The organism is Bradyrhizobium sp. USDA 4501 (assembly GCF_054062115.1).
Genome location: NZ_JBSSEX010000001.1, coordinates 4186257 through 4207585 on the forward strand (window position 1 = coordinate 4186257; position 21329 = coordinate 4207585).

The 21329-nt window shown below is 64.4% G+C and carries 17 protein-coding genes; 14 read left to right on the forward strand and 3 right to left on the reverse strand.

Features of this window, described 5'->3' with window-relative positions:
* Positions 1 to 73: 73 nt before the first annotated feature.
* The 11 genes from thpR to ACVWZM_RS19340 all read left to right on the forward strand — a co-directional run bounded on the left by thpR (position 74) and on the right by ACVWZM_RS19340 (position 13538).
* Complete coding sequence (gene thpR / locus ACVWZM_RS19290; RefSeq protein WP_057020928.1) at positions 74 to 610, forward strand: RNA 2',3'-cyclic phosphodiesterase; 537 nt, start codon at positions 74 to 76, stop codon at positions 608 to 610.
* 222 nt (positions 611 to 832) lie between these two features.
* Positions 833 to 2020 carry a cell division protein ZapE gene (zapE, locus tag ACVWZM_RS19295; protein ID WP_456854271.1) on the forward strand — a complete coding sequence of 396 codons (1188 nt, stop codon included), beginning with the start codon at positions 833 to 835 and terminating at the stop codon, positions 2018 to 2020.
* 223 nt (positions 2021 to 2243) lie between these two features.
* Positions 2244 to 3212 (forward strand): malate dehydrogenase, encoded by a 969-nt coding sequence (gene mdh, locus ACVWZM_RS19300; RefSeq protein ID WP_028336306.1) that lies wholly within the window; start codon positions 2244 to 2246, stop codon positions 3210 to 3212.
* A 161-nt stretch (positions 3213 to 3373) separates the two neighbouring features.
* Positions 3374 to 4570: an ADP-forming succinate--CoA ligase subunit beta gene (sucC, locus tag ACVWZM_RS19305; protein ID WP_057020926.1), complete on the forward strand. Its 1197-nt coding sequence runs from the start codon at positions 3374 to 3376 to the stop codon at positions 4568 to 4570.
* Positions 4571 to 4572: 2 nt separating this feature from the next.
* The gene (locus tag ACVWZM_RS19310; RefSeq protein WP_057020925.1) at positions 4573 to 5049 is read left to right on the forward strand and encodes a DUF1579 family protein; all 477 of its coding nucleotides are present in this window, start codon (positions 4573 to 4575) and stop codon (positions 5047 to 5049) included.
* A 95-nt stretch (positions 5050 to 5144) separates the two neighbouring features.
* Positions 5145 to 6026 (forward strand): succinate--CoA ligase subunit alpha, encoded by an 882-nt coding sequence (gene sucD / locus ACVWZM_RS19315; protein WP_456854273.1) that lies wholly within the window; start codon positions 5145 to 5147, stop codon positions 6024 to 6026.
* A 254-nt stretch (positions 6027 to 6280) separates the two neighbouring features.
* On the forward strand, positions 6281 to 9241 hold the full coding sequence (locus ACVWZM_RS19320; protein ID WP_076834628.1) for a 2-oxoglutarate dehydrogenase E1 component: 2961 nt from the start codon (positions 6281 to 6283) through the stop codon (positions 9239 to 9241).
* 167 nt (positions 9242 to 9408) lie between these two features.
* Positions 9409 to 10650 carry a 2-oxoglutarate dehydrogenase complex dihydrolipoyllysine-residue succinyltransferase gene (gene odhB, locus ACVWZM_RS19325; protein WP_076834705.1) on the forward strand — a complete coding sequence of 414 codons (1242 nt, stop codon included), beginning with the start codon at positions 9409 to 9411 and terminating at the stop codon, positions 10648 to 10650.
* A gap of 72 nt (positions 10651 to 10722) precedes the next feature.
* Positions 10723 to 11472, forward strand: a complete 750-nt coding sequence (locus tag ACVWZM_RS19330; RefSeq protein ID WP_057020974.1) for an SDR family oxidoreductase — start codon at positions 10723 to 10725, stop codon at positions 11470 to 11472.
* 85 nt (positions 11473 to 11557) lie between these two features.
* Positions 11558 to 12958, forward strand: coding sequence for a dihydrolipoyl dehydrogenase (gene lpdA / locus ACVWZM_RS19335; protein ID WP_456854275.1), 1401 nt, complete (start codon positions 11558 to 11560; stop codon positions 12956 to 12958).
* A 40-nt stretch (positions 12959 to 12998) separates the two neighbouring features.
* Positions 12999 to 13538 carry a hypothetical protein gene (locus ACVWZM_RS19340; RefSeq protein ID WP_225163860.1) on the forward strand — a complete coding sequence of 180 codons (540 nt, stop codon included), beginning with the start codon at positions 12999 to 13001 and terminating at the stop codon, positions 13536 to 13538.
* A gap of 143 nt (positions 13539 to 13681) precedes the next feature.
* On the opposite strand, the gene ACVWZM_RS19345 is transcribed toward ACVWZM_RS19340, so the two are convergent.
* Positions 13682 to 14272 carry a DUF4337 domain-containing protein gene (locus ACVWZM_RS19345; RefSeq protein WP_316398400.1) on the reverse strand — a complete coding sequence of 197 codons (591 nt, stop codon included), beginning with the start codon at positions 14270 to 14272 and terminating at the stop codon, positions 13682 to 13684.
* Between the two features lie 143 nt (positions 14273 to 14415).
* Positions 14416 to 15387: a tyrosine recombinase XerC gene (locus ACVWZM_RS19350; RefSeq protein ID WP_316398401.1), complete on the reverse strand. Its 972-nt coding sequence runs from the start codon at positions 15385 to 15387 to the stop codon at positions 14416 to 14418.
* 234 nt (positions 15388 to 15621) lie between these two features.
* Between ACVWZM_RS19350 and ACVWZM_RS19355 the strand changes: the two genes are divergently transcribed.
* Positions 15622 to 17832, forward strand: coding sequence for a primosomal protein N' (locus ACVWZM_RS19355; RefSeq protein WP_456854278.1), 2211 nt, complete (start codon positions 15622 to 15624; stop codon positions 17830 to 17832).
* A gap of 260 nt (positions 17833 to 18092) precedes the next feature.
* Here the strand turns inward: ACVWZM_RS19355 and ACVWZM_RS19360 are convergent, their stop codons facing one another.
* Positions 18093 to 18584, reverse strand: a complete 492-nt coding sequence (locus ACVWZM_RS19360; protein ID WP_229189994.1) for a septal ring lytic transglycosylase RlpA family protein — start codon at positions 18582 to 18584, stop codon at positions 18093 to 18095.
* A 629-nt stretch (positions 18585 to 19213) separates the two neighbouring features.
* On the opposite strand from ACVWZM_RS19360, the gene ACVWZM_RS19365 reads away from it, so the two are divergent.
* Both ACVWZM_RS19365 and atpA read left to right on the forward strand, forming a co-directional pair.
* Positions 19214 to 19774, forward strand: coding sequence for a F0F1 ATP synthase subunit delta (locus ACVWZM_RS19365; protein ID WP_229189993.1), 561 nt, complete (start codon positions 19214 to 19216; stop codon positions 19772 to 19774).
* Positions 19774 to 21303, forward strand: a complete 1530-nt coding sequence (gene atpA / locus ACVWZM_RS19370) for a F0F1 ATP synthase subunit alpha (RefSeq protein ID WP_028340804.1) — start codon at positions 19774 to 19776, stop codon at positions 21301 to 21303. The genes ACVWZM_RS19365 and atpA overlap by 1 nt, the downstream gene beginning before the upstream one ends.
* Positions 21304 to 21329 lie beyond the last annotated feature (26 nt).

Below are 21329 nucleotides of genomic sequence, written 5' to 3' on the forward strand. Positions count from 1 at the left end.
TCGGTGATTCGTCGCCGGGCCGTTACAGGGTGCGGGCTCCCAAAACCCGCGCCAAGCATCGAGGATTATTGCGATGCCGCGTCTGTTCACTGGACTGGAAATTCCGGCCGATATCGGCCAAACCCTCTCCAGCTTGCGTGGCGGCCTTCCCGGCGCACGCTGGATCGATCCCGAAAATTATCACGTCACTCTGCGCTTCATCGGCGATATCGATGGCATGTGGGCCAACGAGATCGCGACGATGTTGTTTCGGGTAAACCGCAAGCCGTTCGAGGTCAAATTGCAAGGCCTGTCGAGCTTCGGCGGACGCAAGCCGCGCGCGGTGGTTGCCGCCGTCGAGCCGAGCCGGCCGCTGATCGAACTGCAGGCCGAGCTCGAGCGGATGATGCAGCGGATGGGGCTCGATCCCGAGGGCAGGAAATTCACGCCACATGTCACGCTCGCTCGTCTGCATGACGCTTCGAGCCAGGACGTCGCGGATTATCTGTCCGTGCGCGGCTACTTCCCGAGCCGCAGCTTCCTGGCGGACCGCTTCGTGCTGTTCTCGTCGCGCGCGTCGACAGGCGGCGGCCCCTATGTGGTCGAGGATTCCTACGCGCTCTGCGCGTGAGCCTCTTCACCTCGCCCCGCTTGCGGGGAAAGGTCGGATCGCATCGAAGATGCGATCCGGGTGAGGGGGTACGGGTCCGTCGATAGAGCGCGTCGGGTGGTGAGAGCCCCTCACCCCAGCCCTCTCCCCGCAAGAGCGGGGCGAGGGAGAGGAAAGTGCATACCCCACTGGCACAATTCACGGCTTGCAATTTGCCGCACACTAGGGCCGTAAGGTGGGCTCATGCTGTCCACCTCGCCCAGTTCCTTTCTCGAGCTCTACAAATCCCTGGTCGCCTCCGGCGCGATCGAGGCCGATCCCGCCCAGGCCCGCGCCGCCGAGGCATTCGGCGCGCTGGATGAGCGGCTCGCGAGCTACAAGCCGCAGCGCAAGCAAGGCCTGTTCGGGCGGCTGTTCGGCGGCGACAAGGACGACAAGCCGCCGCGCGGGCTCTACGTCCACGGCGAGGTCGGTCGCGGCAAGACCATGCTGATGGATCTGTTCTTCCAGCAGAGCCCGGTCGAACACAAGCGCCGCGCGCACTTCCACGAATTCATGGCCGAGGCGCATGAGCGCATCTACGGCTACCGTCAGCAGATCGCGCGCGGCGAGATCGCGGACGGCGACGTGATCGCGCTCACAGCGCAGGCGATCTTCGACGAAGCCTGGCTGCTCTGCTTCGACGAATTTCACGTCACCGACATCGCCGATGCGATGATCCTCGGCCGGCTGTTCGCCAAGCTGTTCGATCTCGGCACCGTGGTGGTCGCGACCTCGAACGTTGCGCCTGACGATCTCTACAAGGGCGGGCTCAATCGCGCGCTGTTCCTGCCGTTCATCGCGCAGATCTCCGACCACATGGACGTGCTGCGGCTCGATGCGCGCACCGACTTCCGGCTGGAGAAACTCGTCGGCGTCAAGATGTGGCTGGTGCCCGCGGATGACGCGGCCGATGCCGCGCTAAACGCGGCCTGGCGGAAGATGACCGGCAATGCCCCGTGCAAGGCACGCCTCATTCCGATCAAGGGACGCATCCTGAACGTGCCCTGCTCGGCGCACGGCGTCGCGCGCTTCAGCTTCATGGACATCTGCGAGAAGCCGCTTGCCGCGTCCGATTATCTCAGGCTCGCGCACGATTACCACACGATCCTGATCGACCACATTCCGGTGATGGATTACGCCGAGCGCAATGCCGCCAAGCGCTTCATTTCGCTGATCGACACGCTCTATGACAATGCCGTGAAGCTGATGGCCTCGGCCGAGGCCGATCCGGTGTCGCTGTACCTTGCGACCGACGGCGTCGAGGCGATGGAGTTCAAGCGCACATCCTCGCGCCTGATCGAGATGAGCTCGGAATCCTACCTGGCGCTGGCGCACGGCCGGAAGGACTCCTCCGCGAGCGGCGCGTCGACCGGCCTGGTCGAGACCTGAAATTCAGCCTCGAAATTCCGTCTCGAAATTCCGTCTTGCGCGCGGTCCGGTTCGGAGCAACTTTTCGTGTCTCCGCGGCGGATGTTGCTGGCATGCCTGATCGAATTCCAGGCAGGGCCCGCAATCGGGCAGGCCGCGACTTGAATGGATCATTCGAAAGGGATAACCACCCTTGCAACCGACTTCCCTCCCTCCCGTACACAGTTCAAAGGACTGATTTCCCATGGCACGCGACAAGATTGCTCTGATTGGCTCCGGACAGATCGGCGGAACGCTGGCGCACCTCGTCGGCCTCAAGGAACTCGGAGACGTCGTGCTGTTCGATATTGCCGAGGGCGTGCCGCAGGGCAAAGCGCTCGACATCGCGCAGTCGTCGCCGGTCGACGGTTTCGATTCCAATCTGGTCGGCGCCAATTCCTATGAAGCGCTCGACGGCGCCAAGGTCTGCATCGTCACCGCCGGCGTGCCGCGCAAGCCCGGGATGAGCCGCGACGATCTCCTCTCCATCAACCTCAAGGTCATGGAGCAGGTCGGCGCCGGCATCAAGAAGTACGCGCCCGACGCCTTCGTCATCTGCATCACCAACCCGCTCGACGCCATGGTGTGGGCGCTGCAGAAGGCCTCGGGCCTGCCGCACAAGAAGGTGGTCGGCATGGCCGGCGTGCTCGACTCCGCGCGTTTCCGCTATTTCCTGGCCGACGAATTCCACGTCTCGGTCGAGGACGTCACCGCCTTCGTGCTCGGCGGCCACGGCGACACCATGGTGCCGCTGACCCGCTACTCGACTGTCGCCGGCATTCCGCTGCCCGACCTCGTCAAGATGGGCTGGACCTCGCAGGCGCGCATCGATGAGATCGTCGATCGCACCCGCAACGGCGGCGCCGAGATCGTCAACCTGCTCAAGACTGGCTCCGCCTTCTACGCGCCGGCTGCGTCCGCGATCGCGATGGCCGAGAGCTACCTGAAGGACAAGAAGCGCGTGCTGCCCTGCGCCGCCTATCTCAACGGCGAGTACGGCGTGAAGGACATGTATGTCGGCGTGCCGGTCGTGGTCGGCGCCAAGGGTGTCGAGCGCATCGTCGAGATCGAACTGGCGGGCAAGGACCGCGAGGCTTTCGACAAGTCGGTCGGTGCGGTGCAGGGCCTGGTCGACGCCTGCAAGAAGATCGCGCCCGATCTGCTCGGCAAGTAATCTCGATTGGCAATGACCCGATAGGCGGTTTCAATCGCCTGTCGGGTCCAAGGCGATGAAATTCCGGCGGATTTTTTAGTTGCGCGAGCTTTGGTATATGGTATGCCAGTCTCAAGGCTGACGTAAAAGGTCGCCGCACGAGGGTTTGGGAGCGTCTTTCCATGAATATCCATGAATACCAGGCCAAGGCTTTGCTGCATGAATTCGGCGTGCCGATCTCGCGCGGCGTGCCGGTGCTGAAGCCGGAAGAGGCCGACGCGGCGGCCAAGCAGCTGCCTGGCCCGATCTGGGTGGTGAAGAGCCAGATCCATGCCGGCGGCCGCGGCAAGGGCAAGTTCAAGGAAGCATCGGCCGGCGACAAGGGCGGCGTCCGCATCGCCAAGTCGGCCGCCGAGGTCGCCGAATTCGCCAAGCAGATGCTCGGCGCGACGCTGGTCACGGTGCAGACCGGTCCGCACGGCAAGCAGGTCAATCGCCTCTACATCGAGGAAGGCTCCGACATCGACAAGGAGTTCTACCTCTCGATCCTGGTCAATCGCGAGACCTCCGAAATTTCCTTCGTGGTGTCGACCGAAGGCGGCGTGAATATCGAAGAGGTCGCGCATTCGACCCCGGAAAAGATCGTCTCGTTCTCGGTCGATCCCGCGACCGGCATCATGCCGCATCACGGCCGCACGGTTGCCAAGGCGCTGAAGCTGACCGGCGATCTCGCCAAGCAGGCCGAGAAGCTGACCGGCCAGCTCTATGCCGCCTTCGCCGCCAAGGACATGGCGATGCTCGAGATCAATCCGCTCGTCGTCACCAAGCAGGGCCAGCTGCGCGTGCTCGACGCCAAGGTGTCATTCGACAGCAACGCGCTCTACCGTCATCCGGACGTGGTCGCGCTGCGCGACGAGACCGAGGAAGACGCCAAGGAGATCGAGGCGTCGAAATACGACCTCAACTACGTCGCGCTCGACGGCACGATCGGCTGCATGGTCAACGGCGCCGGGCTCGCCATGGCGACCATGGACATCATCAAGCTATATGGCATGGAGCCGGCTAACTTCCTCGACGTCGGCGGCGGCGCCAGCGTGGAGAAGGTCGCGGCCGCGTTCAAGATCATCACTGCCGATCCGAACGTGAAGGGCATCCTGGTCAACATCTTCGGCGGCATCATGAAGTGCGACGTGATCGCCGAGGGCGTGGTCGCCGCGGTGAAGCAGGTCGGCCTCAAGGTTCCGCTGGTGGTGCGCCTCGAAGGCACCAATGTCGAGCAGGGCAAGAAGATCATCCGCGAGAGCGGCCTCAACGTCCTGCCCGCCGACAACCTCGATGACGCTGCACAGAAGATCGTGAAAGCCGTCAAGGGAGGCTAACGATGGCCGATCATCTCGACGCTCCGACACCGCTGGACGAACACCGCAAGCTCGCGGCGTTTGCGGGCGAGTGGAGCGGCGAAGAGATGGTCTATCCGTCGCGCTGGACCGCGGGCGGTCCGGCCACCTCGCAGGTCGTTGCGCGCATCGCGCTCAACGGCTTCTACCTGATCCAGGACAGCGTGCAGACCCGCGACGGCAAGGAGAGCTTCGCCACCCACGGCGTGTTCACCTACGACCGCGACGATCGGGCCTACAAATTGTTCTGGCACGACTCGCTCGGCTACTACCCGCCGTCACCGGCGTCCGGTGGCTGGGCGGGCAAGTCGCTGATCCTGGTGCGCGGCTCGCTGCGCGGCAATGCCCGTCACGTCTACGAGGTCGTCGACGACAACACCTACAACATGAAAATCCAGTTCTCGCCTGACGCGGAAGGGTGGGCCGACGTGCTCACCGGCGTGTACCGGCGTATTCACTGAGCATGATCCGGAAAAGTGGTCTCCGGTTTTCCGACAAGATCATGCTCAAACCATAGAGTCCCATCACCGATCGTCTCGCGAAAGCATCTCGAACCATGTCCATTCTGATCGACAAGAACACCAAGGTCATCTGCCAGGGCTTCACCGGCAAGAACGGCACGTTCCATTCGGAAGCGGCGATCGCTTACGGCACCAAGATGGTCGGCGGCGTGGCGCCGGGCAAAGGCGGCTCGACCCATCTCAACCTGCCGGTGTTCGACACCGTCGCCGAAGCGCGCGAGAAGACCGGCGCCGACGCCAGCGTGGTCTATGTCCCGCCGCCGGGCGCAGCCGACGCGATCTGCGAGGCGATCGACGCGGAAATCCCGCTGATCGTCTGCATCACCGAGGGCATCCCGGTGCTCGACATGGTGCGTGTGAAGCGCTCGCTGTCGGGCTCGAAGTCGCGGCTGATCGGGCCGAACTGCCCCGGCGTGATGACCGCCGGCGAATGCAAGATCGGCATCATGCCGGCCAACATCTTCAAGCCCGGCTCGGTCGGCATCGTCTCCCGCTCCGGCACCCTGACCTATGAGGCGGTGTTCCAGACCACCCAGGAGGGTCTCGGCCAGACCACCGCGGTCGGCATCGGCGGCGACCCTGTCAAGGGCACCGAGTTCATCGACATGCTGGAGATGTTCCTGGCCGACGAGAAGACCAAGTCGGTCGTGATGATCGGCGAAATCGGCGGCTCCGCCGAGGAGGACGCCGCCCAGTTCCTCAAGGACGAGGCCAAGCGCGGCCGCAAGAAGCCGATGGTCGGCTTCATTGCCGGTGTCACCGCACCTCCAGGCCGCCGCATGGGCCATGCCGGCGCGATCATCTCGGGCGGCAAGGGCGACGCTGGTTCCAAGACCGCGGCGATGGAAGCCGCCGGCATCAGGGTGTCGCCGTCGCCGGCGCGCCTCGGGCACACGCTCGCGGAAATGCTGAAGTAACCGCCGTCCGGCGAGTTCCCTTCGAGGTTTGGCGTGATTTGGGGCGGGTTCTCCTTGGGGAACCCGCTCTTTTATTGCGTTTTGGTGCCGGAATGCCGATCAATAAAAAATGAAAATAAATTCATTTCTTAGTTCTTTTAGGCAGGAATATCTGTCCTACATAGGGTAAAGGGTATCAATCCAGCCGGCGCACTTCCAGACCGGCATCAGCGCCGTCTCCTACGCGCGAACCGAAAAAATCACCAGGACTGCCCATGTCTCGCCAAGACGCGAACGCCGCTTTTGCACTCTCATCATTCCTGCAGGGCACCAACGCCGCCTACATCGACGACCTCTACGCCCGCTACGAGCAGGACCCGTCGTCGGTCGACGCCGAATGGCAGGATTTCTTCAAAAGCCTGAAGGACGCCCCGGCCGATGTCCAGAAGAACGCCGAGGGCGCCTCGTGGGGCCGCGACAACTGGCCGGTGACGCCGCGCGACGAGCTGACCTCGGCGCTCGACGGCAACTGGGCCCAGGTCGAGAAGGCGGTCGGCACAAAGCTCGCGGCCAAGGCGCAGGCCAAGGGCGCCGAACTGTCCGATGCCGACGTCCATCAGGCCACCCGCGATTCGGTTCGCGCACTGATGCTGATCCGCGCCTACCGCATGCGCGGCCATTTCCACGCCAAGCTCGATCCGCTCGGCATCGAGGCGCCGCGCGACCGCGAGGAGCTCGATCCGCGCTCCTACGGCTTCACCGAGGCGGACTTCGATCGCAAGATCTTCCTCGACCACGTGCTCGGCCTCGAATACGGCACGCTGCGCGAGATCGTGCAGATCTGCGAACGCACCTACTGCCAGACGCTCGGCGTCGAATTCATGCACATCTCGAACGCCGCGCAGAAGGCGTGGATCCAGGAGCGCATCGAGGGGCCGGACAAGGAAATCTCGTTCACGCCCGAGGGGCGCCGCGCGATCCTCAACAAGCTGATCGAGGCGGACGGCTTCGAGAAGTTCTGCGACACCAAGTTCACCGGCACCAAGCGCTTCGGCCTCGATGGCGGTGAATCGCTGATCCCGGCGCTCGAGCAGATCATCAAGCGCGGCGGCAATCTCGGCGTGAAGGAGATCGTGGTCGGCATGCCGCATCGCGGCCGCCTCAACGTGCTGACCCAGGTGATGGGCAAGCCGCACCGCGCGCTGTTCCATGAGTTCAAGGGTGGTTCCGCCAACCCCGACTCGGTCGAAGGCTCGGGCGACGTCAAGTATCACCTCGGCGCCTCCTCGGACCGCGAGTTCGACGGCAACAACATCCATCTGTCGCTGACCGCAAACCCGTCGCATCTCGAGATCGTCGATCCGGTCGTGATGGGCAAGGTGCGCGCCAAGCAGGACCAGCACGGCGATCCGCCGGATATGCGTATCTCCGTGCTGCCGCTGCTGATGCACGGCGACGCGGCATTCGCAGGCCAGGGCGTGGTGGCTGAATGCTTCAGCCTGTCCGACCTGAAGGGCTATCGCACCGGTGGCTCGCTGCATTTCATCGTCAACAACCAGATCGGCTTCACCACCTACCCGCGCTACTCGCGCTCGTCGCCCTATCCGTCCGACGTAGCGAAGATGATCGATGCGCCGATCTTCCACGTGAATGGCGACGATCCGGAGGCCGTGGTGTTCGCGGCCAAGGTCGCGATCGAGTTCCGGCAGAAATTCCACAAGCCGGTCGTCATCGACATGTTCTGCTACCGGCGCCACGGCCACAACGAGGGCGACGAGCCGGCCTTCACCCAGCCGGTGATGTACAAGAAGATCGCTTCTCACCCGTCAACGCTCGAGATCTACGCCAAGCGGCTGGTCGCTGACGGCGTGTTGACCGAGGGCGAGGTCGAGAAGGCCAAGGCCGACTGGCGCGCGCGGCTCGACGCCGAGCTTGAAGCCGGCGCCGGCTACAAGCCGAACAAGGCCGACTGGCTCGACGGCAAGTGGGCAGGCTTCAAGATCGCCGACCAGGAAGAGGACGCCCGCCGCGGCGTCACCGGCGTCGATGTCGCCGTTCTCAAGGATATCGGCCGCAAGATCACCAAGGTGCCGGACGGCTTCCGCGTCCACCGCACCATCCAGCGTTTCCTCGACAATCGCGCCAAGGCGATCGATAGCGGTGTCGGGATCGACTGGGCCACCGGCGAGGCCCTGGCATTCTGCACGCTGCTGCAGGAAGGTCATCATGTGCGACTGTCCGGCCAGGATTCCGAGCGCGGGACCTTCTCGCAGCGCCATTCAGTGCTGATCGACCAGGAGGACGAGAGCCGCTACACGCCGTTCAACCATCTCGGCGGCGAAGACACCGGCCACTACGAGGTCATCAACTCGCTGCTGTCGGAAGAGGCGGTGCTCGGCTTCGAATACGGCTACTCGCTGGCCGAGCCGAATGCGCTGGCGCTCTGGGAAGCGCAGTTCGGCGACTTCGCCAACGGCGCGCAGGTGGTGTTCGACCAGTTCATCTCCTCGGGCGAACGCAAGTGGCTGCGCATGTCGGGCCTCGTCTGCCTGCTGCCGCACGGCTACGAAGGGCAGGGACCGGAGCATTCCTCCGCGCGCCTCGAGCGTTACCTGCAGATGTGCGCCGAAGACAACATGCAGGTGGTCAATCCGACCACGCCGGCGAACTACTTCCACGTGCTGCGGCGCCAGCTGCATCGCGAGATCCGCAAGCCGCTGATCCTGATGACGCCGAAGTCGCTGCTGCGCCACAAGCGCGCGGTGTCGCAGCTCGAGGAGCTCGGCAAGAACGCCACGTTCCACCGCATTCTGTACGATGACGCGCAGATGCTGCCGGACGAGAAGATCAAGCTGGTGCCGGACGACAAGATTCGCCGCGTCGTGCTGTGCTCCGGCAAGGTCTACTACGATCTCTACGAGGAGCGTGAGAAGCGCGACATCGATGACATCTATCTGATGCGCGTCGAGCAGCTCTATCCGGTGCCGCTGAAGGCGCTGGTGCAGGAGCTCGGCCGCTTCAAGAACGCCGAAGTGGTCTGGTGCCAGGAAGAGCCGCGCAATATGGGCTCCTGGCACTTCATCGAGCCCTATCTGGAATGGGTGCTCAACCAGATCCACGCACCCAACAGGCGTCCGCGCTATGCGGGCCGTCCGGCATCGGCGGCAACCGCGACCGGCTTGATGTCGAAACATCTGGCGCAGCTCAAGGCGCTGCTCGACGACGCACTGAACTAACGACTTTCATTGAAGCCATGCCCCGCGAATGCGGGGCATCCGGTATCCCGCGTCATCCAGCAGAAGTGCTGTCGTCACGGAGTACCGGATCGCTCGCTTTGCGGGCGGTGGCGGACAAGTTTCACGACCGCAAATTTTGCGACCGCAGGGTTATCGAGGAAAAGACCATGACTGAAATTCGCGTTCCAACGCTCGGCGAATCCGTGACCGAGGCCACGATCGGCCGCTGGTTCAAGAAGGCCGGTGAAGCTGTCGCGGTGGACGAGCCGTTGGTGGAGCTGGAGACCGACAAGGTCACCATCGAGGTGCCCGCGCCGGTGGCCGGTACGCTCGGCGAGATCATCGCCAAGGACGGCGAGACGGTCGCCGTCGGCGCGCTGCTCGGACAGATCAATGACGGCGCCGCTCCGGCCGCCAAGCCGGCTGCTGCGGCTCCCGCCAAGGCCGCCGCACCGGCTGCCGCTGCTGCGCCGGCTGCTGCCGCTGCGCCGAAGGCGCCGCCGGCGGATGCGCCGCTGGCACCCTCGGTCCGCAAGCTGTCCGCTGAAAGCGGCATCGATGCGTCCACCGTTCCCGGCTCGGGCAAGGACGGCCGCGTGACCAAGGGCGACATGCTGGCCGCGATCGAGAAGGCCGCCTCGGCGCCGACCCCGGTCAACCAGCCGGCCGCCGCCGTGCAGGTTCGTGCGCCGTCGCCGGCGGACGACGCCGCGCGCGAGGAGCGCGTGAAGATGACCCGGCTGCGCCAGACCATCGCGCGCCGCCTCAAGGACGTGCAGAACACCGCCGCGATGCTGACGACCTTCAACGAGGTCGACATGACCGAGGTGATGAAGCTGCGGGCCCTCTACAAGGACACGTTCGAGAAGAAACACGGCTCGAAGCTCGGCTTCATGGGCTTCTTCACCAAGGCGGTCGTGCAGGGGCTAAAGGACATTCCGGCGGTCAACGCCGAAATCGACGGCTCTGACCTGATCTACAAGAACTACTATCACATCGGCGTTGCGGTCGGCACCGACCGCGGCCTCGTGGTGCCTGTGGTGCGCGACTGCGACCACAAGTCGATCGCCGACATCGAGAAGTCGATCGCCGACTACGGCCGCCGCGCCCGCGACGGCCAACTCAAGATCGACGAGATGCAGGGCGGCACCTTCACCATCACCAATGGCGGCATCTACGGTTCGCTGATGTCGACGCCGATCCTGAATGCGCCGCAGTCCGGCATCCTCGGCATGCACAAGATCCAGGAGCGGCCGATGGTGGTCGGCGGCAAGATCGAGGTGCGCCCGATGATGTATCTGGCGCTGTCCTATGATCACCGCGTCATCGACGGCAAGGAAGCGGTTACCTTCCTGGTGCGCGTCAAGGAGAGCCTGGAGGATCCGGCCCGCCTGGTGCTGGACCTCTAAGGTCGTATCGCGCGCGGCGTCCGATCGGCTCGGGCGCCGCGATCTGTTGGTTGCTCACATTTGGGGATCAAAGTGACGGATAAGGTCGTTGTCATCACCGGCGGCAGCCGCGGCATCGGCCGCGCCACCGCGCTCGCTGCCGCCGCGCGCGGCTATCGCATCGTGGTCGGCTATGCATCCAACAAGACCGCGGCGGACGAGGTCGTCGCCGCGATCGAAGCCAGCAACGGCAAGGCGATCGCGGTGAAATGCGATGTCGGCAGCGAGCAGGACATCCTGGCGCTGTTCAAGGCGGCCGACGGCTTCGGCACGCTCGGCGCGCTCGTCAACAATGCCGGCATCGTCGGCAAGAGCGGCGTGCGTGTCGACGAGATGTCGGCCGAGCGTATCCAGCAGATGATGGCAGTGAATGTCACCGGCAGCATCCTGTGTGCGCGCGAGGCGGTGAAGCGCATGTCGACCAAGCACGGCGGCAAGGGCGGCGTCATCGTCAACCTGTCCTCGGTGGCGGCGAAGCTCGGTGCGCCCAACACCTATGTCGACTATGCCGCTTCCAAGGGCGCGATCGATTCCTTCACGATTGGCCTCGGCTACGAAGTCGCGAATGAGGGCATCCGCGTCGCCGGCATCCGGCCGGGACTGATCGACACCGACATCCACGCCGCGGGGGGCGAGCCCGATCGCGCGCACCGGCTTGCCCATATGGTGCCGATGAAGCGTGTCGGCACCGCCGATGAAATCGCCAACGCCATCGTCTGGCTGATCTCGGACGAGGCTTCCTATGTCACCAGCGCGATCCTCGACGTGTCGGGCGGTCGCTAGCACACGATCAAGAGCGGGCGGCGGTCTGCCGTCACGATCGCGCCCCGCGTAATTGTCACAGAGCTTAGCTACAGGACCTTCCATCATGGCTTCTTACGATCTCGTCGTCATCGGCACCGGCCCGGGCGGATATGTCTGCGCGATCCGCGCGGCGCAACTCGGCATGAAGGTCGCCGTCGTCGAGAAGGACGCGACGCTGGGCGGCACTTGCCTCAACGTCGGCTGCATGCCGTCGAAAGCGCTGTTGCACGCCTCCGAGATGTTCGAGGAAGCCGGGCACTCCTTTGCCAAGATGGGCGTCAGCGTCCCGGCGCCGAAGCTAGATCTGCCCGCGATGATGAACTTCAAGCAGCAGGGCATCGACGGCAACGTCAAGGGCGTCGAGTTCTTGATGAAGAAGAACAAGATCGACGTGCTCAAGGGGACCGGCAAGATCCTCGGTGCCGGCAAGGTCGAGGTCTCCGGTGACGGCAAGTCCGAGACCGTCGAGACCAGGAACATCGTGATCGCCACCGGCTCCGATATCGCCCGCCTGAAGGGTATCGACATCGACGAGAAGCGCATCGTGTCCTCGACTGGCGCGCTGTCGCTGGAGAAGGTGCCGGAGAAATTGCTGATCATCGGCGCGGGGGTGATCGGGCTCGAGCTTGGCTCGGTCTGGCGGCGTCTCGGTGCGGACGTCATGGTCGTGGAATTCCTCGACCGCATCCTGCCCGGCATGGACGGCGAGGTGGCAAAGCAATTTCAGCGCATGCTCGAGAAGCAGGGCTTCGTCTTCAAGCTCGGCGCCAAGGTCACCGCGGTCGATAGCTCCGGCAAGACGCTGCAGGCCAAGGTCGAGCCCGCCGCGGGTGGCGCTGCGGAAACCATCGAAGCCGACGTCGTGCTCGTCTGCATCGGCCGGGTGCCCTACACCGAGGGGCTCGGGCTGAAGGAAGCCGGCGTTGCGCTCGACAATCGCGGCCGCGTCGAGATCGACGCGCACTTCTCGACCAACGTGAAGGGCATCTACGCGATCGGCGACGTCGTGGCCGGGCCGATGCTCGCGCACAAAGCGGAAGACGAAGGCGTTGCCTGTGCGGAGATCATCGCGGGCCAGGCCGGCCACGTGAACTACGACGTCATTCCAGGTGTTGTGTATACCACGCCGGAAGTGTCGTCGGTCGGCAAGACCGAGGAAGAACTCAAGCAGGCCGGCGTCGCGTACACCGTCGGCAAATTCCCGTTCACGGCGAACGGCCGGTCCAAGGTCAATCAGACCACCGACGGCTTCGTGAAAGTTCTCGCAGATGCGAAGACGGATCGGGTGCTTGGCGTCCACATTGTCGGCCGCGAAGCCGGCGAAATGATCCACGAAGCCTGCGTTCTGATGGAATTTGGCGGATCTGCCGAGGATCTGGCACGCACCTGCCACGCGCACCCGACCCGTTCGGAGGCGATCAAGGAAGCCGCGCTTGCGGTGGGCAAGCGCGCCATCCATATGTGATGATCGAAAGTCCGGCGTCAGCCGGGTTGAGATCATAGCGATGCTGCGCCGCCTGCTTCAGCCGTTCTGGGTCCTGCTTGCGATCATCTTCCTGGTCGAGGCTTGGCTATGGGACCATCTCGAGCCGATCGTGGCGCGGGCGGTGGCGTGGATTCCGCTCCGCGCGCTCAAGCAATGGCTTGCCGACCGGGTCGATTCGCTGTCGCCGGCGATGACCCTGATTGTCTTCGTCGTGCCGGTGATCCCGCTGTTTCCGCTCAAGCTGATCGGGCTCTGGCTGCTGGCGAACCAATACTGGTTCAGTGCGGTCTCGCTGATCCTGTTCGCCAAGTTCGTCGGCGTCGGCGTGACGGCCTTCCTGTTCGACGTGACGCGGCCGAAACTGCTGGAGATGCCCTGGTTCGAGGCACTCTATAATTTCGTGATGGCGCTGCGGGCCAAGGCCACCGCGCTGGTCGAGCCAATCAAGCGGCGCATTCGCGAGATGATTAGTGGCGACGGCGAGGGCTGGGCGGCGCGCACGCTGCGCGTGATCGCGCGCTTCCGCAAAAGCGTGCATCAGACCAGCAAGCCTCTTTGATCAAAACTTTCTATTCCGTCATCCTGAGGAGCGCGGAACGCGCGTCTCTAAGGATGCACGGCCCGGCCGGTGGCCGTCGATCCTTCGAGACGCGCGCAAGGGCGCGCTCCTCAGGATGACGGTTCGAAAGCGGCGCGCTGCGCTCAATGCAGATGCAGCAAGTGCGGCTGGAACAGGCCGAGCGCCGTCATCACGATGCCGGCGAGCGTCACCAGGCCGGAGACCCAGGCCAGCGCGATGATGCCCGTAATGATGGTTGCCGACGCCAGCACGATGGCGATCTGGAAGGCGGCGGAGGCAAGCTCGAAATGATGATATTTCGCGGTGGCCTCGTCGCGCTCATGCTCGGCGTGCTTGGCGCGTTCGGAGAGCTGCTCTGAACCCTCGCCGGTTTCCGGCTCCGAGCGGTAGCGCGCCGCGGTCTTCTGCCAATCGTCGATCTGCTTCTGCAGCGCGGCCCTGGCCGCCTCGTCGGTGGTGGTCGCGAGGTTCAGCTTGCCCTGTTCTGCCGCGATCTGCACCGTGGTACGGCGGATGCTCTTGGCCTGGAAGAAAGCCCACAGGTTGGAGGCCTCGACATTCTTGCTGATCGATTCGGTCTGGGCGCCCTTGCCGAGCGTTTCCGACAGCGCCAGGCACAGGGCGATCACGGCGATCAGGAGCGCGATCTTCTTGTTCTCGCCCGAGGCATGCTCGGCATGCTCCGCGTGCTCCATACTTTCATGTGCGCTCATGATTCCCCTCCGGATGAGACCGCGCCACGATTGCCGAATGCGGCGCACAAGGCAAGGGCCGAAGGGTTTTGGGTAACCGTCTGAAGATGAACGGCGCATGACGGCGGCCAAAGCCCGCGCTTTATTTTTTCAGAACCGAACGTTCAACCTCGGGGATGCGCGGAGCGATAGACTTCGAGCAGGCGCTCGCTGTCGATGCCGGTGTAGATTTGCGTGGTCGACAGCGAAGCGTGGCCGAGCAATTCCTGGATCGCGCGCAGATCGCCGCCGCGGCTCAGCAGATGCGTGGCGAAGGAATGCCGCAGCGCATGCGGCGTTGCGCTGTCGGGCAGGCCGAGCGCGCCGCGCAGCCGCTCCATGGTGAGCTGGATGATGCGCGGGCTCAAGGGGCCGCCGCGCGCGCCGACGAACATCGGCCCCGCGGGGCTGAGCTGATGCGGGCAGATCGCGGCATAGTCCGCGATCAATTGCAGCACGTTCTGCAGCACCGGCACCATGCGGGTCTTGTTGCCCTTGCCGGTCACCACGAGCACGTCGCCTTCGCCAGGTTTCGGCACGTCGCGGCGCTTCAGCCCCAGCGCCTCGGAGATGCGCAGGCCCGAACCATAGAGCAGCGCCATGACGGCGGCGTCGCGCACCAGGATCCAGGTCTCGCGGGTTTCGTCCGCGCGCTCGTCGGCGTCGGCAAAGCGTTTCGCCGCTTCCATGTGAATCGGCTTCGGCAGGCTCTTCGCCACCTTGGGCGCGCGGATCGCCGAGAGCGCGCCGACCTTGCCCTTGCCCTCGCGTTCCAGGAATCGTCCGAACGAGCGCAGGCCCGCCAGCGCCCGCATCAGCGACCGCCCGCCGATCTCCTCGGTCCGGCGCATCGCCATGAAGGCGCGCACATCGCTCGCCTCGAGCGCGGAAAATGCCTCAAGCGTCACCCGCGCGCCCCAGTGCCCGGCCAGGAAGGCGAGGCATTGGCGCACGTCCCGGGCATAGGCCTCAAGCGTCTTCGGCGACAGCCGCCGCTCCGCACGCAGATGCGACAGCCAGCGCGTCATCTCCTGCGTGATCGATGCATCGGCGCAGTCGAGCTCGAGTGGTTGGATGGGCTGATCGGTCCGGGCCATGTCCGTGTCTTAAGTCCGTGTCTTAAGGGCTATTGGCGCTGCTCATCTCCTGATTATATCGCACTGCCTTCGTTTACCGTTCGCTAAGGCGCGAAGCGGTGGTAGAGCGTTTTCGAGCGAAGTGGACGCCGGTTCGCGTGAAGAAAACGCGTCAAAACAAGAAGCTGGAGATTTGGTTCTGATTCAATCAGAAACCAAATCTCTAGCCCGCTCGGGTTCAAGGTTTCTGATTCAATGGACCATACCACGCGCCCCGGCCCAGCCTCTGCATCGACGATACGTGTCGTCGACGTGCTGGTGCCTGTCGCGCTGAACCAGACCTATTCCTACCGCGTTCCGCGCGGCATGGAGCTTGCGCCGGGCGACGTGATCGGCGTTCCGCTCGGGCCGCGCGAGGTCGTCGCGGTGGTGTGGGCGGAAAATGCCAATCCGGATCCGCGGCTGCACAACCGGCTCAAGGACGTCAGCGAGAAGCTCGATGTTCCGCCGCTGAAGCCGGAGTTGCGCCAGCTGGTCGACTGGGTCTCCAATTACACCCTGTCGGCACGCGGCATGGTGCTGCGGATGACGCTGCGGATGGGCGAAAATCTCGGGCCGGAGCGGATGCGGCTCGGCGTGCGGCTGGTCGGCGAGCCGCCGCGGCGCCTGACGCCGGCACGCCGGCGGGTGATCGAGGTGCTGTCGGACCGCTTGCTGCACGGCAAATCGGAGGCGGCGCGGGAGGCCGGCGTCAGTTCCGGCGTGATCGACGGCCTGGTCGACGAAGGCACCCTCACGGTCGAGGCGATGCCGCCGCCGGCACCGCCGCCCGTTCCGGATTCCTCCTATGCGCAGCCGGATTTTTCGCGCGAGCAGCGCAGTGCCGTCGACGTGATGCGGACGCTGGCCGCGAGCGGCAGCTTTCACGTCGCGTTGCTCGACGGCGTCACCGGTTCCGGCAAGACCGAAGTCTATTTCGAGGCGATCGCCGAGAATATCCGCCGCGGCAAGCAGACGCTGATCCTGATGCCAGAGATCGCGCTGACCGGCCAGTTCCTCGACCGTTTCGCGCAGCGCTTCGGCGTGCGGCCGCTGGAGTGGCATTCGGAGCTGACGCCGCGCACGCGCGCGCGCAACTGGGCCGCGATCTCCGAGGGCAAGGCGCCGGTCGTGGTCGGCGCCCGCTCGGCGCTGTTCCTGCCCTATGCCGATCTCGGTCTCATCATCGTCGATGAGGAGCACGACCAGGCCTACAAGCAGGACGACGGCGCGCATTATCACGCGCGCGACATGGCGGTGGTCCGCGCCCATATCGCAAAGATCCCGATCGTGCTGGCCTCTGCCACGCCGTCGGTCGAGAGCGAAGTCAATGCGCGCAAGGGGCGCTACCAGCGCGTGGCGCTGCCGTCGCGGTTCGGCGGCCAGCACATGCCGCATATCGAGGCGATCGACATGCGCCGCGCGCCGCCGCCGCGCGGCCGCTTCATTTCGCCGGTGCTGGCCGAGCAGATTCGCCATGCGATCGAGCGCCGCGAGCAGGCGCTGCTGTTCCTCAACCGCCGCGGCTATGCACCGCTGACGCTGTGCCGGGCCTGCGGCCACCGCTTCGCCTGCACCATCTGCGATGCATGGCTGGTCGATCACCGATTCCGGCAGCGGCTGGTCTGTCATCACTGCGGCTTCTCGATGCCGCGTCCGAATATCTGCCCGCATTGCGCGGCCGAGGAATCGCTTGTCGCGGTCGGGCCCGGCGTCGAGCGCTTGCAGGAGGAGGCCGCCCACATCTTCCCCGAGGCACGGACGATGGTGCTGTCGAGCGATCTCATCACCTCGATCGAGACCATGCGCAGCGAGCTCAACGAGATCGCCGAGGGTCGCGTCGACATCATCATCGGCACCCAGCTGGTGGCGAAGGGCCACAACTTCCCGCGGCTCAATCTGGTCGGCGTCATCGACGCCGATCTCGGCCTGAGCAATGGCGATCCGCGCGCCGCCGAGCGAACGTTCCAGCTGCTGAACCAGGTGGTCGGCCGCGCCGGCCGCGAGCAGGGCCGCGGCGTCGGCTTTCTGCAGACCCATCAGCCGGAGCATCCGGTGATCAAGGCCCTGATCGCCAATGACCGCGAGGCGTTCTATGCCAGCGAGATCGAGATTCGCGAGCGCACCGGCTACCCGCCGTTCGGCCGGCTGGCGAGCCTGATCGTCTCCGCCGGCGACCGTCCGACCGCGGAAGGCTTCGCCCGCAAGCTCGCCGCGGTGGCGCCGCTCGATGAGCGGATCCAGGTGCTCGGCCCCGCCGAGGCGCCGCTCGCCGTCATCAAGGGCCGCTATCGCTTCCGCCTGCTGGTGAAGTCGCTGCGCAATGTCGATCTGTCGCAATATCTGCGCGAATGGCTGGAATCCGGTCCCAAGACCAAGGGCAATCTGAAGCTCGAGGTCGACGTCGATCCGCAGAGCTTTTTGTAAGCAGCTTCAATCTTGACCGTCATTTGCGAGGAGCGAAAGCGACGAAGCAATCCATCGCTCCGCGCATGCGGGTCCATGGATTGCTTCGCGGAGCCTGTCATCCGGCGGCGCTTCGCGCCGACCGGGTGGCTCGCAATGACGCAGGCTGGCGGCCGCAGCCCGCAAAAGAAAAAGCCTGCCGTCATTTGCGACGGCAGGCCATTTTTTGGCGCGAAGCAGGCCTCGCGGCCGTTACGCAACGCAACGCTTACTGAAGGCGCTTACGAGACGACCTCAGCGGTGACGCGGCCGACGCCGGCACCGGTCAGGCCGATGGCGCGTGCTGCGCCGGTGGAGAGGTCGAGCACGCGGCCGCGGATGAACGGGCCACGATCGTTGATGGTGACGACGACGCTGCGGCCGCCATGGGTGACGCGGAGCCTGGTGCCGAACGGCAGCGAGCGGTGGGCCGCGGTCATGGCGTTCTGGTTGAAGCGCTGGCCGGAAGCGGTGCGGCTGCCCGACTCATTGCCGTAGAAGGAGGCCATCCCCGAGAACGAGTGGCCGCCGGACGGCTGGATCGATGCATTGGCGTCGCGCCAGGACGAGCCTTCGGCGCGGGCGTGGTGATGATGGTGGTGGCGATGATGGTGGTGCCGGGACTTCGCGGACGCCTCGGTCACGCTGCCCCCGACCAGAATAGTTGCGGCTACAAAAGCAAGCGCCGTACGCGAGCGGGTTACGTTGCCCGCCGCCTTCTTGATATTCAGCATTGATAAGACCCTCAGACAGTATTGCCGCTAACGCGGCAAGTGGAACCCCCGTCCCTTCGTTGACCAAGGCCGTTTGGTTTCCCAATGAGGCACGAATTGGGCAGTAAATCCGGATTATCTCGTGCTGAAATATCTTGTTACCGCCTTGGGGTAGTCAATCGAGGTTCAGTAATCTTGCTGTTTAACCAATTTTTAACGACAAATATACTTGCCAATACTGACTATCGAGGCGACGGTAAGTTTTCGGTAAGTAATCGCTAAATGAAACAGCAGCCGGCCAGGAGTTCCCTGCGCGCTCGGCCATAGGCCTATGCAAATTTCGATGGAACAAAATCGCGGCAGCGCGAATCGTAGCCGACGCGCGCGAATTCCGCGCGCCAAATTTTCCGGTTCGGCCACCGGCTGCGGTCGGCAAAAAGCGCATGCGACAAGGCGGCACTCACGATGCCGTCATGTTGCACCTGCGCGATTGCTATGTTAGCAAAGCCGCGATTTTAACGGTCCCGGCACGTCCTGTGCCGGTCGAAAATCGAAGTCCCGCTTGAATTCCAAGGGCTTGGATCGCTAGGCGCTGCTTTGGTGGCGACGGTTTTTCCCTTGCGAATTTGACAGCAAAAAAGAGCGAGCTCGTGGCTGCTGAAGATCCGTCCGTTTCGGGAGTGTCCGGTCGTTATGCAACGGCCCTGTTCGAGTTGGCGCGCGACGAGCAATCCGTCGATCAAGTCCGGGCCGACCTCGACAAGTTCGAGGCCTTGCTCAACGAGAGCGCCGATCTCAAGCGCCTCGTCCGCAGCCCGGTGTTCGCCGCCGACGCCCAGCTGAAGGCGCTGACCGCGGTGCTCGACAAGGCCGGCATCTCCGGCACGTCGGCCAAATTTCTCAAGGTGCTCACCGCCAATCGCCGGCTGTTCGCCGTTGCCGATGTGATCCGCGCCTATCGCGCGCTGGTGGCGAAGTTCAAGGGCGAGGCGACTGCGGAAGTCACCGTCGCCGAGCAGCTCAGTGACAAGAATCTCGACGCGCTGAAGGCCGCACTGAAATCAGTGACGGGCAAGGACGTCGCGCTCAACGTGAAGGTCGATCCCTCCATTATTGGTGGCCTGGTGGTCAAGCTCGGCAGCCGCATGGTGGATAGTTCGCTTCGCACCAAACTCAATTCGATCAAGAACGCGATGAAAGAGGCAGGCTGATGGACATCCGCGCCGCAGAAATTTCTGCGATCCTCAAGGACCAGATCAAGAATTTCGGCCAGGAAGCCGAGGTCACCGAAGTTGGCCAGGTGCTGTCGGTCGGTGACGGTATCGCCCGCGTCTACGGTCTCGACAACGTTCAGGCCGGTGAAATGGTCGAGTTCGAGAACGGCACGCGCGGCATGGCGCTCAACCTCGAAACCGACAACGTCGGTATCGTGATTTTCGGCGCCGACCGCGAGATCAAGGAAGGCCAGACCGTCAAGCGCACCCGCGCGATCGTGGACGCGCCGGTCGGCAAGGGCCTGCTCGGCCGCGTCGTCGACGCGCTCGGCAACCCGATCGACGGCAAGGGCCCGATCCAGGCCACCGAACGCAAGCGCGTCGACGTCAAGGCGCCCGGCATCATTCCGCGCAAGTCGGTGAACGAGCCGATGGCCACCGGCCTCAAGGCGATCGATGCGCTAATCCCGATCGGCCGCGGCCAGCGCGAGCTGATCATCGGCGACCGCCAGACCGGCAAGACCGCGATCGCGCTCGACACCATCCTGAACCAGAAGCCGCTCAACGCCCAGCCGGACGAGAACCTCAAGCTGTATTGCGTCTACGTCGCGATCGGGCAGAAGCGCTCCACCGTCGCGCAGTTCGTCAAGGTGCTCGAAGAGCAGGGCGCGCTGGAATACTCGATCATCGTCGCGGCCACCGCGTCCGATCCGGCGCCGATGCAGTACATCGCGCCGTTCACCGCCTGCACCATGGGCGAGTACTTCCGCGACAACGGCATGCACGCCGTGATCATCTATGACGACTTGTCCAAGCAGGCCGTCGCCTATCGCCAGATGTCGCTGCTGCTGCGCCGCCCGCCGGGCCGCGAAGCCTATCCGGGCGACGTGTTCTACCTGCATTCCCGCCTGCTCGAGCGCGCCGCCAAGCTCAACAAGGAGCATGGCTTGGGCTCCCTGACGGCGCTGCCGGTCATCGAAACCCAGGCCAACGACGTGTCGGCCTACATTCCGACCAACGTGATTTCGATCACCGACGGCCAGATCTTCCTGGAAACCGATCTGTTCTTCCAGGGTATCCGTCCCGCCGTGAACGTCGGTCTGTCGGTGTCGCGCGTCGGTTCGTCGGCGCAGACCAAGGCGACCAAGAAGGTCGCCGGCAAGATCAAGGGTGAGCTCGCGCAGTACCGCGAAATGGCGGCGTTCGCGCAGTTCGGTTCGGACCTTGACGCTTCGACCCAGCGCCTGCTCAACCGCGGCTCGCGTCTGACCGAACTTCTGAAGCAGCCGCAATTCTCGCCGCTGAAGATGGAAGAGCAGGTCTGCGTGATCTGGGCCGGCACCAACGGCTATCTCGATCCGCTGCCGCTCAACAAGGTGAAGGCGTTCGAGGACGGTCTGCTGTCGCTGCTACGCGGCAAGAACGCCGACATCCTCGATGCGATCCGCACCAGCCGCGATCTGTCCGACGACACCGCCGCCAAGCTCAAGACGGCCGTCGAGGGCTTCGCCAAGACGTTTGCATAACGAATGGGGCGTCGCCCGGCTCGCCG

Coding starts and splice junctions, on each gene's coding strand:
- thpR (WP_057020928.1), top strand. CDS start 74: ATGCCGCGTCTGTTCACTGGACTGGAAATTCCGGCCGATATCGGCCAA.
- zapE (WP_456854271.1), top strand. CDS start 833: ATGCTGTCCACCTCGCCCAGTTCCTTTCTCGAGCTCTACAAATCCCTG.
- mdh (WP_028336306.1), top strand. CDS start 2,244: ATGGCACGCGACAAGATTGCTCTGATTGGCTCCGGACAGATCGGCGGA.
- sucC (WP_057020926.1), top strand. CDS start 3,374: ATGAATATCCATGAATACCAGGCCAAGGCTTTGCTGCATGAATTCGGC.
- ACVWZM_RS19310 (WP_057020925.1), top strand. CDS start 4,573: ATGGCCGATCATCTCGACGCTCCGACACCGCTGGACGAACACCGCAAG.
- sucD (WP_456854273.1), top strand. CDS start 5,145: ATGTCCATTCTGATCGACAAGAACACCAAGGTCATCTGCCAGGGCTTC.
- ACVWZM_RS19320 (WP_076834628.1), top strand. CDS start 6,281: ATGTCTCGCCAAGACGCGAACGCCGCTTTTGCACTCTCATCATTCCTG.
- odhB (WP_076834705.1), top strand. CDS start 9,409: ATGACTGAAATTCGCGTTCCAACGCTCGGCGAATCCGTGACCGAGGCC.
- lpdA (WP_456854275.1), top strand. CDS start 11,558: ATGGCTTCTTACGATCTCGTCGTCATCGGCACCGGCCCGGGCGGATAT.
- ACVWZM_RS19340 (WP_225163860.1), top strand. CDS start 12,999: ATGCTGCGCCGCCTGCTTCAGCCGTTCTGGGTCCTGCTTGCGATCATC.
- ACVWZM_RS19345 (WP_316398400.1), bottom strand. CDS start 14,272: ATGAGCGCACATGAAAGTATGGAGCACGCGGAGCATGCCGAGCATGCC.
- ACVWZM_RS19350 (WP_316398401.1), bottom strand. CDS start 15,387: ATGGCCCGGACCGATCAGCCCATCCAACCACTCGAGCTCGACTGCGCC.
- ACVWZM_RS19355 (WP_456854278.1), top strand. CDS start 15,622: ATGGACCATACCACGCGCCCCGGCCCAGCCTCTGCATCGACGATACGT.
- ACVWZM_RS19360 (WP_229189994.1), bottom strand. CDS start 18,584: ATGCTGAATATCAAGAAGGCGGCGGGCAACGTAACCCGCTCGCGTACG.
- atpA (WP_028340804.1), top strand. CDS start 19,774: ATGGACATCCGCGCCGCAGAAATTTCTGCGATCCTCAAGGACCAGATC.